Source organism: Spiroplasma endosymbiont of Amphibalanus improvisus (genome assembly GCF_964030645.1).
GTDB lineage: Bacteria > Bacillota_I > Bacilli_A > Mycoplasmatales > Mycoplasmataceae > CAXIPX01.
Map to the genome: position 1 here is coordinate 136,375 of NZ_CAXIPX010000003.1, position 13,127 is coordinate 149,501.

General features: G+C 24.5%; 10 protein-coding genes. All 10 read left to right on the forward strand.

Annotated features, from left to right (window positions below):
* Positions 1-228 precede the first annotated feature (228 nt).
* The 10 genes from AAHM77_RS01090 (at position 229) to AAHM77_RS01135 (ending at position 13,102) form a co-directional block, all read left to right on the forward strand.
* Positions 229-2,259, forward strand: a complete 2,031-nt coding sequence (locus AAHM77_RS01090) for a hypothetical protein (protein ID WP_342252292.1) — start codon at positions 229-231, stop codon at positions 2,257-2,259.
* Complete coding sequence (locus AAHM77_RS01095) at positions 2,207-2,638, forward strand: hypothetical protein (RefSeq protein ID WP_342252293.1); 432 nt, start codon at positions 2,207-2,209, stop codon at positions 2,636-2,638. The genes AAHM77_RS01090 and AAHM77_RS01095 overlap by 53 nt, the downstream gene beginning before the upstream one ends.
* Positions 2,639-2,754: 116 nt before the next feature.
* Positions 2,755-3,318 (forward strand): hypothetical protein, encoded by a 564-nt coding sequence (locus AAHM77_RS01100; protein WP_342252294.1) that lies wholly within the window; start codon positions 2,755-2,757, stop codon positions 3,316-3,318.
* Positions 3,319-3,421: 103 nt separating this feature from the next.
* Positions 3,422-5,128, forward strand: coding sequence for a hypothetical protein (locus tag AAHM77_RS01105; RefSeq protein WP_342252295.1), 1,707 nt, complete (start codon positions 3,422-3,424; stop codon positions 5,126-5,128).
* A gap of 71 nt (positions 5,129-5,199) precedes the next feature.
* On the forward strand, positions 5,200-5,667 hold the full coding sequence (locus AAHM77_RS01110) for a hypothetical protein (protein ID WP_342252296.1): 468 nt from the start codon (positions 5,200-5,202) through the stop codon (positions 5,665-5,667).
* 73 nt (positions 5,668-5,740) lie between these two features.
* Complete coding sequence (locus AAHM77_RS01115) at positions 5,741-5,962, forward strand: hypothetical protein (protein WP_342252297.1); 222 nt, start codon at positions 5,741-5,743, stop codon at positions 5,960-5,962.
* 391 nt (positions 5,963-6,353) lie between these two features.
* Positions 6,354-6,476 carry a hypothetical protein gene (locus AAHM77_RS01120; protein WP_342252298.1) on the forward strand — a complete coding sequence of 41 codons (123 nt, stop codon included), beginning with the start codon at positions 6,354-6,356 and terminating at the stop codon, positions 6,474-6,476.
* Between the two features lie 36 nt (positions 6,477-6,512).
* A complete protein-coding gene (locus AAHM77_RS01125) occupies positions 6,513-7,523 on the forward strand; it encodes an alpha/beta hydrolase (RefSeq protein ID WP_342252299.1) in 1,011 nt (336 codons plus the stop codon).
* 175 nt (positions 7,524-7,698) lie between these two features.
* Positions 7,699-12,111 carry an AAA domain-containing protein gene (locus AAHM77_RS01130; RefSeq protein WP_342252300.1) on the forward strand — a complete coding sequence of 1,471 codons (4,413 nt, stop codon included), beginning with the start codon at positions 7,699-7,701 and terminating at the stop codon, positions 12,109-12,111.
* Positions 12,112-12,157: 46 nt separating this feature from the next.
* On the forward strand, positions 12,158-13,102 hold the full coding sequence (locus tag AAHM77_RS01135) for a DNA adenine methylase (RefSeq protein WP_342252301.1): 945 nt from the start codon (positions 12,158-12,160) through the stop codon (positions 13,100-13,102).
* The last annotated feature ends 25 nt before the right edge of the window (positions 13,103-13,127 follow it).

Here is a 13,127-nt window from a genome sequence, read left to right on the forward strand (position 1 = left end):
CAAGTCAGCAGCTCTACACTTAAGTACTATTTCAGCGGTTCAGAGCTGTTTTTTTATGCCAAAATTAATTTAAAATTATTTAAAACTAGAAATTATTAATACATTAGTATATAATTTTTTATCATTATTTTTTTTATTTTATTTTTAATCTATATAAAAAAATGTTATAATTAATTTATATGTTATCTTTCTTTTGATACAAATGGGGTTATTAACAGGGGTTATATTATGAATAAATATCTTTTTAATTATAAAATAAATGAAGCAAAAAATATTCAGTTTGTTTATGATGTTTTAACAGAGTTAAAAATCAGTGATGAGTTGAAAGAGATAATTTCTAATGCTTGAAAACAATCTGCCGATCATTTACTTTTAATGGATGAAATTGAAATGATTAAACTTGAACGTGAAGAGTTAGATATTATTTCAGAAGATATTGAATTATATTACCAAAAAGAATTTAGTCATTTTGTAGAAAAAATGATGAAAAATAAACCCAAAAATACTAAAAAATCTGCGTCAAAAGTAGCAGTGAAAAAAAGTGCGACTAAAGAGTTAACTTCTGAAAAAAAAGGTGTTAAAAAATCAACAGATAAAAAAGTAACTAAACCAGCAACTATAAAAAAACCTGTAATTAAAAAAAGTTTACCTGAAACCAAAGTTGAAAAAACAACTAATAATAAACCCAAGAAAGCTACAACAGCAATTCCATCAGCAAGTAAAAAATCTGCATCAACTAAAACAATCGATGTTGAAGAAAAACGTAAAAATATCATCGAAAATGCCGCGTTATATCCAGCTACTTTGAAAATTTTACATCACTATAAAACACCTGAAGCAAAACCTACAGGTTTAGGACGCGAATTATTTTCAACCAAAAAAATTAATTTTTTTATCAAAGCTCAAAACTATGAGAAAAGTACTATCGCTGAACGTGAAAAATTTTCAAAACAAAATACTCAATTTAATAAAGTTATTAAAGAGACTGATACTAGTTTAGAGTTAGTTATCAACAAAGCACGTGCTGATGCTAAAAAAGCAAAAGTCAATAGTAGTTATAAAACTTTTAATGAAGTAATTAAAGAGTCTGCAAAAACTGGTGGTTTGAACCGTCAACAAATTCACTTAATTCGTCATCGTGATGATTCTGAAGAATCTGTACGTTTAATTCGTGAAAATTTAAAAAAAGCCACACGCTTTTTAAATTTACCACCAGAACCAATAATCATTAAACCAGCCAAAGTCTTAAAGCGAGAATTACATTTAGATGACAAAGTAGAAACTTTATTACAAAAAAGAGATTCTAAGGTTGCAAGAAAAAATTTTGCCGACCTTGGTGTGAAAGAAAAAAAGGTTGTTGAAAAAGATTTTTCTGATGAAAATTTAGAAAAAGTTACGCAATCACTTAATTTAACTCCAAAACAAGTTCATTTATTAAAGTTAAGAAATTCACAAGAACGTTTATTTGAATCTGAATTAAATGATAAACAAAGTGAAAAACAAAAATTAAGTTATCATGAGTTAATCTTAAATAAAGTTAAAAAAAATAATTTAAAAAAAAATAAAAAATTAACTTTAGAACGTCAACATTTTGAAACTTTTGGAAATAAAGATCAACAACTAACGCGTGTACAAGAAGGATTTTATTTGGATAGCGATATTGTTCAAGATATTAAAATTTTTCCTAAACCTAACTTTAAAAAAATTGCCCAAGAAGAAATTGCTAAAGAACAAAAGAAAATTAGACAACAAAAGTTAGAGGAACGTAAACGTGAAAAAGAAATCAATCCACCAGAAATACGTCCAAAAAACTTTGATGATAAAATTAAAGAAAGTAAAAAGATTGATGAAAAAATAGTCAAAATAAAAAACAATTATGTGTTAAATAAGAAAGAACCACATAATTGAAATTATATTTCTGAAAATGATTTAAATTCAATTAATTATATTTCTCCAGAAAATCGTCCCGATTTAGTAAAATTACAAAATGGGATCGAAGTATTAAAAGATTCTGATGATAATTTTGAAAATAGCAAAAAAAGTATTCTAAAAAAACCAATTGAAATGCAAACTAGTGCAACATTGATTGAATCAAAAAAAACAGGGGTTAATAATTTAGAAGATATTTCTTATCATAAGAATTTAAAAGATTATAAAATTGATTATCGTGATCCAAAAAAAAACACCAGATTTAGTAACTGATTATGTGGCAATCCAAAATTATCATTATGATGGTTATTTGCCTTCAGAAATCCGTAAAATTGAATTAGAAAAATTAGCTAATAATCAAGAAATTATTCGTAAACAAAAATTATACGAATATAATTTAAAAAATTCCGGAAGAGTAAATCGCGATTATCGCAAACGTGAATTACATTATAAAAATCACCCACCAAAAACACCGAAAATTTTACAAGAACGTGAAGAATTTAAAAAAATTATTAACAATAATAAAATTAACTTCCGTTTATCTGAAAAGGATGTTGAGTGAGTTAAAAGAGTAGAAGAAATTAAAAAAATACCAGATTTTAAAGCTCAACAAATAGCTTTAAAAGTTATTAAATTAGATTTTGAAATTAAAAAAAATGAAATTAGAATTGCTAAACAAGAACAAAAATCAAGTTTATTCAATAAGTAAATAAATTATGTTGATAAAAATTTAACTTATTTTTAAGTTAAATTTTTTATATTATTATTAATTTAAAGAAAGTAAAAGAATCATTTATAAGTAAAAAATAATAAAGTGGTGAATATATGATTAAAAAAAAATTAAGCATTGATAACATTGAACCAAAACGCAATTCTCCAGAGGATGAAATTATTGCTAAATACTTCGATGATGTGATCACATCGTTTGGTGTAGATTCTGCAAAACGCCCGGAAGTTGCTACTAAATGAGCCATAGAAAAAGAAAGATGATTAAATAATAAAGATCAGGTTTTGAAGCAAAATTTAACCAAAGCCATTAAAGTTAAAAAACATAAATATTCTTTAATTGAATTACAAAAAATTCATTTACAAGAATTAACAAAACGATCTGTTTTTTTAAAGGAACTTAATAAGAACAGTAAATTACCAAAAATTAGTAATAATTTTTTAGCATCTGATTCTGGAATTACACCACCAAGTATTGTAGAATCACCAAATTTATTTGAACTAGAAGATAATATTAAAACCTCGTTAAATTCCGGGGCGGGAATTATGCGCGAAATTGCTAAACAAATTCAAGAGCAAAACGCTATTTATCAAAATTTACCTCCAGAAGAAACAAAGCAAAAGAAGAAACATTTTATAAAATCTTGAAAAAATAAAAAATAATTTAATTATATTGGCATTTATTTGTTTTTAGTGTATTATTTATTACTGATTTTATGGTATAATTATATTAACAATAGTAATTTATAATTGGATGGGGAAAATAATGGCAATAAAAAAAGACTCACAGAAACAGAATGACAAAAAAATAAATTATGGTCATATTATTGATTCTAACCGCGACATCAATGACTTGTACATTAGTAAATTAACACCACAAACTATCAAAATGCTATATGGAAGTATGCATTTACGTGATGATGATTATAAAAAATTAACACAATATTATTCTGACGAACAAGAAAAAAATAATTTAAAACGTGGTGGAATTAAAAAAAATGATGTCATTTATAAAGGGAATCGCACTTGAGAACAAGTACGTGCTCGTTCTGCGTATATTGATCCAAAATTGTATAAAGTAGAAAAAACTGAAGAATTTGAAGGTGTTATTGATACTGTTGAAAATATTTATAAAAAACGTGAAAAAGAATTAAACTCAATGAAACATCAAGAAATTAAAGTTGAAGGTAGTTCAATAGAAAACCAAGAACTTAAATTCAATAAAGAAAATAAAAAAGATAAAATTTTAAAAATAGCTCAACAAAAACTAAAACGAAATTCTGAGTTAACACAAATTATTGAAAATAAGTTACAAACTATGCAAGAGAATGAAAACCGTTTTGACTTGCATCAATCCCATGGTTCAGGTGGGTATGACAATGTTTCAATTAACAATACAATTAATTTAGATGAAGAAATTTTAGATAGCCAAAAGATAATTAAAAAAAATATATCACCAAAAAAAGTTTATCGAAAGCACGAAGATGAAGAGGTGAACATTATGCCAGATCGCCGTCCCGTTCTTAGTCAACAAGTACAAAAATTAAAAGAACAAAATTTATCATTGGTAGATTTTAATATTTTACCAGATGAAATTTTAGAAGTAGAAGAAACTCAAAATACCATTTTAATACGATTAATTCAAAATATTAATAAGGAGGTTTCTTACCGTGAATTTGCTGCACCAGCACCACGTCCTGAGAAACCAAAAGAATTTGAAATTATCCGTAAAACTAATTATAAATATGAAGATAGCGATTTATTAGAAATTAAAAAAGATATTAAAAATATCGATAAATTGGTTGGTGTTTTACCAGCCTCTGATATTCATCGTTTAAATGAAATTAATGAAGAAATTCAACGTAAAAAAAATAAGCGTAAAAATAATACAAATGATGGTGAAGGAATTAAATTTAATTGAAATTATACACCTTCTAAAAATGCAAAAGTTAGCATGGAAAAATATAAAAATACTAATTATAATTACCGCTTTGATACAAATAAAAAACCAACATTGCGTGAAAATAAAACTTACGAAAAACAAATGATATATTATCTTGAACAAGTTAAAAAACAACACGATTCTGGGTACAATCGCCAAGTTTCTATAGAATTAAAAAATTTTAATAACATTATAAATTCAATGTCAAATGTAAAAGCTAATACCGAAGAACTAAACCTTAAAATGGATAGTAACAGAAAACATGCCATTGTGTATTTAAAAAAACATATTGAATTAAATGAGCATAAAGAGGAATTGGAATTAAAATTATTAAAAAAACAATTAGTAAATAAAGGTAAAATCGCTAATTTGGAAAAATTTATGAAATCTTTACCAGAGTTTCAAAAGATTTTAGGAATTCGTGATCACATTAAAGATAATAGGACACTATTGATTAATTGTTTACAAAAATTAATTTCTTTAACTGAAGAAATTAAGAGTAATCTAAAAAATCCTAAAATAAAAAAATAGATTTTTTAAAAATAAATCTATTTTTTTATTAACTAAATAACAATATTTATATGTAAGGAGCAGTAAAGGAAATGGCGCGAAAAATTAGCAAAAATAAAACAAATCAATATTTAAATTTATTAGAAATTAAGAAAGATTTTGTTTATTCAACTAATAAAGATAATATGAAAGTCGTTGTTAGTTCCATTAATTATCGCGATAAGTCTGATTATTCTACAAAAGATATTGAAAAATATGGTAATTCTATTAAATATAAATTTACTTGTTTTCCGTTATACATAGAATCGGAAATTGATAATAAAGATTTGAAAAAATATGATAAAGTTTCTGCTGTTAATAATGTTGGTGTTAATTTGTATATTTCAGTGGTTCATAAAACAGATTTACTGATAAAAGATTTTGTTGGTTCTATTTTATTTAACGGTGAAGAAATTCAAATCACTCACGATTCACTAGATCCTCGTAAGTGAAAAACTCAAAATGTAAATAAAGATTTAGATTACACTATTTTAGTTAACTACTTAAATGAAAAAAAATAGGGGCATTCTACTGAAATAACCTTTAAAATATGGTATAATTAAAGAGTAGTAATTATTTAGGGGAGGTAACAGAATGTCAAAAAACGTTAGTTTTAACAATTCTTACACATACAACGATCCTAATAATGAAAAATCTTTAAAAGAAGCTGAACAAAAATTTAATAAGTGATTCGAAGACAATCTAAAATCTAGCCCAAAAGCTAAGATGGACAGATCCGGATGGGATAATGACAAAAGTTTTAAAAATGTGAAATGACAGGGTGGCAAGCGCTTCATTGATCAATACTTTAAATAAAATTGTTCAAAAAGGTGATAATTCATTATCACCTTTTTTTATTGCATTTTTTAGTGTATAATGAACAAATATTTATATCTCTCTATATTATTTATTTTTTATTAATAATTAAGGAGGTTGCATCATTAAACCTAATACAATAGAAGAAAACTGAATTTATTTAAATAATAGTTGCATCATTGGTAAATCAGCTACTGAGAATGTTCTAATTTCATTTCCACAACATAAAAATTATGGTATTTGAATTAGAAAAAATGATGTAATTATTCCAAATAAATTCCATGAACGCTCAGAAAAATTTGCTGTAAAAATATTTGAAAATGCAATTTATTCTTTAGAACAAATAACAGAAATACCCGATCAACATAACCAAAAAGATCCTACACGTGAAATGTTAGTTGACATTTTAGAAGAGACTGAAAATTATTCGGAATTAAATTTTGCTCAATTTATTTTAAACAATCAAAAAATTTTAGGCAAAAATTTAAAATTTATTTTATCTTGTAAAGGTTAATAATATTTTAATTTAATTGAAGGTGGTGGTTTTTTGGTGAACTCAAGATTGAATTATAAAAAATATACTAAAGAAGAATACCAAGAAATTATCAATAATAAGGTAATTTATCTTAAATTATTAACAATTAAGAAATTGCTAAATTTCCGTTTATCTAACGACTGAGTTGCTCGAAAAGAAACACAAGAAAATATTAGTGAATTAGAAATTATTAAAAAGTATTTATTTAATAACAAAATTGAAATAAAAGATAATGAATTAAATGAAAAATGTAATTTTCAATCTTTATTAGTCACAACAGATGATAATGTAAAAATTAAAACTACATATATTAATTCATGAGTTAAAAATCCCAAACTTCAAAATGAATGGGTAGTGTTATCGCACGGCATTAACAATCATCGTCAACAAGCTATGATTTTTGGGATTGAATTGTTAAGAATGGGTTTTAACATTGCAATTTTTGACCATCGAGGCCACGGTGATTCAGATAAAAAACAAGTGACATTAGGACTTGATGAAACAAAGGATTTATCGGCAGTGGTTAATTATTTAATTAAAAATTATCGATGTTCAAAAGTAAACTTTTTTGGTTGAAGTATGGGCACTTTCACTATAATGAATTATTTTAAACAAAATGGTTTTGATTTTAAAATCAATGATTGAGCAATTTTAGATAGCACCACATCTTCTTTTCGAGAATTATTAGAATGATTTATGGAGAATATTATTATTTTAAATTATTATGAATATTTTGATATTGTACAAAAATTTATTTATTCAAATTTTCATTTTGATGTTAATAAAATTGAACCAGGGTTGGATTTAGAATCATTGCACCAACTTAGATGTTTATATATCGGCAGTGAATTTGATCGTATTATTCCAATGAAATACGCTAAAAGAGCATACCAAAATAAAGTTAAATGTGAACCAGAAATTATTTCGGTATGAAAACAGTATAAGTGTAGACACATTAAGGGGATTAAAAACTTTAATGAGGAATATTTAAATGATTTAAAGGAATTTTTAAATTTAAATAAATAATAAATATTATTTTTAAAATATCATTTTTTTATGAAAACAATTTTAATTGGCACTTAATTTAGACACATAGAAAAACAGGATTACCTTATAATGTTTAATAAATTGAATATATTTTTTTATAAAAAAATTGGTTTATTAAATTATGTTATAATTATTCCAGAAAAGGAGATACATTGTGTCTAAAGATAATTCCAAAGATAATATAATAAAAGATGATGCTGTTTATAATCCAGTTGATTCCGATAATTCCAAAGATAATGATATTAATTTATCAAATCATGAAAAATGAGAAAAATTAATTCAATTCTATAAATCACAAGCATTAAATTCTAAATCGTCAGATGCTACATATTTTACACGTTTTAAACATAAAATCGGTGGTAGTACTATTAACTTTAAAGATTTAGAAACTAACAAACTAATATTAGATGTTAAAAATGATTTCCCAATTTCTATTCAAGATGCTTTTAAAAAAGGTGAATTTAAAATTAATGTTTATCCCAAAGAAGAACTGTTAGAAGAACTAGCGAAACAAGAATTAGGTTCGCTAGATAGTGAACTAAACCAACAATTAGAAACTACAAAATATGTGTTAACAGTGCCCAAAGATGAAAAAGAAATTGAAAAATTAAAAAAAACTAAACTAAATGATATAAACAAAGTAATTCTTAAAATTAAAAAAATTATCAATAAAAGTAAAGAATTATTAGAAGAACGAAATGTTGATACCTTTTATGTAGGTTATCCGTTTGTAAAGGCTTTTATTAAAAACGATCGTAGTGGGATTGCACGCGCACCGTTATTTTTATGAAAGTTAGATGTTGAACAAAAAGGTGGTTATTGAATATTAAAAATTATCAAGGAATCACCAGTTTTAAACAATGCTTTATTAGCCAATTTTTCTGCATCTAGTAAACAAAATTATACATTTCAAGAATTAAATTTTGAATTATTTAATCAAGAAGATTTTAAGATTAAAAAATACATTCATGATTTATTCGAAAACATTGGATATTCTATAAGTGAAAGTCAATTTATTAATGTTTTTAAAGCGCTAAAACATAATTTTATTGTAGATACAGGAATTGATACCAAACCTGAATTATTAGAATCTTACAATAACGTTGGTAGAACTCCTTCGAAGCAGATATTTATCGAAAATGTTTGTGCTATTGGAATTTTTGATTTATCTAAATCTACAGTTTTAGGTGCTTATAAAGAGTTAGAAAAAACTAATTTACAAGAATTTTTTGGTGAATTATTTCAGTTTAACGACAATTTGTTCAATGATGATGCTGAAAAAGAACTACAAATTAAAAAACAAAAGCAAGATTTAACTTTAATTACGCCTTTAGATGAATCACAAAAAAATGCTGTAACCAAATCATTAACAGAATCATCAACAATTTGAGGACCTCCCGGAACAGGTAAATCACAAACACTATTAAATCTAACTGCCAATATCATGCACCAAAATAAAAATGCTATTTTTGTTACTCAAAAACGTGTAGCATCAGATGTAATTTTTAATAAACTGGGTAAATTAAATAAATTTATTTTTCGTTTATATGATAAAAAATTAGAAGCTAAAGATTTGAACAAATCATTATCTGAATCAATAAAAATGATTGTTGAAAAAACAAGAAATTATACGGGCCCTAAAAAGGAATATGATATCTTTTTACAATCATATAAAAAAGAAAAAACAAGATTAAACCAATTAGAAATAAAACATCGTACTAAATACGTTGATTTTATCGAATCAGCTAGATTTCAAAAATACTTAAAATTAACTGATGCAGTTGAAGATTTAACTAATGGTGAATTATTAAAAAATTTTGATTGCTCTAAAATAACATCATCTTTTATGAAAGAAATTAGAGAATTTATTTTCACCGGAACAGAACCGATTAACTCGGAAAAAATAAATTTGTTTGTAACTATTTTTGAGTTAAAAAACCAAAATTTTGATAATAACCATATTTGAAAAATATTTAAGTTCCCTAAAAATATCTATCAAGATTATTCTGATTTTTTAAATGCCAATATTTTTGATAAGACTGCAAATAATGTTGATTTCAAATTAAACAATTTATTTTTAGCAACCAAAAATAATCAATGAGATTCTGAAGCGATTCTAAATTTACAAAATTTTGTTAATGATTTTGCTTCAAAAGAATTTGATTTAATCCAAAGAATTAATGACCAATCCGATACAGAAATTGCTGATATATTGTTTAAATTATTTCGAAGTGTCCATGATTTAGTTGAACTTGGTTATACTGACGACATCATTTATAAAATTTTTACTTCCGAAGAAACATTCCATAAATTTTTATTTAATAATAATAAATTAAACAATAAATTTATGGATTTAAACTTCACTAAGCACCAGAATCGTAAGTTTAATAGATTTATTAAAAAAAGATTGCATGAATATAATGAATGAATTGAATATTATGAAAAAATTATAAATACTCTCAAACCAGGTGAAATCAAATCTTGAATTAAAGTATGTTTTAAATTAAAACCTTTCAGTATTGATAATAATTATGTTTTAGAAGATTCTTCAGATCTGAAAACAATATCATCACTTCTAAATGATCAAAACCAATTTATTGCACAATTTATAGATTTTAATAACGCTCAGAAATGAATAAAATTTATAGAAGATTTCAAAGAATATTTAAAAGTTTCTGGTTTTAAATTAGAGCATGTTGATCAACTGAATAAAACACTATATGCTATTAAAAATTTCATAGAAACCGATAATAAGACAAATTTTTCCATTAATGATGAAATTGAATTTAAACAATGATTTGATTTTGTAAATTCCTTTACAGATATTTTAGTTGCCAATAATATAAACAATTTAAATCAAACTTTAATTAATGAAATATTCCTGAAGATTGCAAAAGAATCATACGAATTACAAGATGAACAATATTTAGAATATGTATCATTTATTAAATTTAAATTTAATCCGTTCAAAAAATTAAAAATACTAGAAGAAAATTTCATTAATAAAGCTGCTGATAAATTGTACAATGATGTTATAGATAATATCATTGCTAAAATTAAGATTGTTAAAAGTATTCGTCAAAAATTTGTAGCATTAGGTAAAGTTTATGCTTCTGGGAAAACTAAACATATCAGAATTTTATTTCGAGATTATTATGAAATTATTAAATTGTTGTTTCCAATTATAATGTCTGATCCGATACATATTTCTAATGTTAATCATTTCCCAATGGTTAGAAATGAATTTGAATATGCAGTTTTTGATGAAGCGTCTCAAATTTATTTTTATACAACTCTGCCAATTTTATATCGTGCTAAAAAACACATTGTTTCAGGTGATGAACAACAAATGCCACCTTCAAATCAGTTTGAAAAAACTAATGCTTTCGATGAAGAAGATGAAGAATATAATGTAACAATTGCAAATACAACTAAATTAGAAGGACTAGGTGATTATAACTTCAATAACCTGTTAGAATTTTCACAATTTTATAATGATAATAAAAATATGCTACAGTATCATTACCGAAGTCAGTATGAAGAATTGATTGCTTTTTCTAATTCAAAATTTTATGAAAATAAATTGCATATTATTAATAAAAAAGAAATTGATAATAAATTAAAACCTTTAAATTTAATTCAACTAGAAGAAGGTCATTGAGATGGTAAAGTGAATGTTTTAGAGGCTAATAAGATTATTGATTTAATTAAAGAGTTAACTGTGCGTTTCCCTGATAAAACTATTGGTGTGATTACTTTTAATCAATCACAACAAGAATTAATTCAAATTAAACTAGAACAAGAAGCAATGAATAATACAGATATTTATAAACAACTTGAAAGAGAAGCGACAGAAGCATTATTTGTAAAAAACATTGAAAATGTTCAAGGTGATGAACGCGATATCATCTTATTTTCAATTGCTTATTCTAGAAAAGCTGATGGAACATTTTCAAACCAATACGGATCACTTTCCAAAGACCAAGGTGAAAAACGATTGAATGTTGCAATCAGTAGGTCAAAACATTGTGTGTACATTGTTAAGTCATTAGATAACAGTTTGATTAAATCAAGCAAACGAGGACCAAGATTACTAAAAGAGTATTTAGACTACATTGAATTAATGCAAGATTATGAAAATAATCATGAAAGTATTAAATTATTATTAAATAAGGAAACAAACGATTTTAGTACCAGTTGAAAATTAGCTTCTTTTGATTCTGATTATGAAATTGAAGTATTCGATCATTTAAGAGCACTTTTTAAAGATGAAGAGAGAATTGAAGTACGCAATCAAGTTTCAGTTTTGAATTATCATGTAGATTTAGCATTATTTGATAAAAAATATAATCAATATATTATGGGTATTGAATGTGATGGAGCACAATACCACAGCAGTCAGGATCAATTGTTAAATGATCATGTTCGTCAAGCGATGATAGAAAATAAAGGATGAACAATCGAACGTATTTTGAGCACTGATTGATGAAACTTGAAACATAAAAAAAGTGAATTTTTAAATAGTGTTAAATTATTTGTTAACGATTATGTAGCTGATTATGAATAAATATATTAATGAAAGTTATGAATTTAATAAAAGGTAAATTTAGGGTATGAATAAAAATATTAATAAAGTTATAAAGGATGATGAATCAATTTATCCGATAATTATTAAAAATAAAGATATTGATTTGCAGTTAAAACCTTTCTTAAAATGACCCGGAGGAAAAAGAAATATATCCAAACATATCTATGATAGCATGCCAAAAAATTTTAATAATTTTATAGAACCATTTGTAGGGGCAGGTTCAGTTTTCATGGGTTATTTTTCTGATTTAAATTTAAATAACAATTTTGAAAAAAAAATTTTAATTAATGATATTAATTCAGAATTAATAAATGTTTATAATTGTATTCGTAAAGATTATAAAAAGTTAATTTGTGAAATTAATAAAATAAATGATGATTTTATGTTAGATCCAAAAAATAAATTTTATGAAATTAGACAATGGGATCGCGATGAAACTTTTAAAGAGATAGATGTTTTTAAAAAAGCTGCAAGAACAATTTTTTTAAATAAAACATGTTTTAATGGTTTGTTCAGAGTTAATTCAGATGGCTATTTCAATACACCTTGAAATGGGAAAATAAAAGTTAATTTTTATGATATTAAAAATTTAAAAAATATATCTAATTTTTTAAAAAAAGTTAACATCTTGAATAAAGATTTTAATGATATCATAAATTATGTTTCTAAAGGTGATTTTATTTATTTCGATCCGCCTTATGATGTTTTAAATAAAAATACATTTACATCCTATGATAAAACTGGTTTCAACAGAGATGACCAAAAGAAATTAGCAGATATGTTCAAGAAGTTAGATAAAATGGGGTGTTTTGTTATGATGTCGAATCATAATACAGAATTTATTCAAAATTTATATGAGCAATTTAATTTTAAATATATCAAAGCGAGTAGAAATGTTAATTCTGACGGTAGCAAAAGAAGTAAAGTCACAGAATTAATAATCACTAATTATAAATTAGAAAAAAATTAATAAAAGAGGTATTTATTATAGAAAA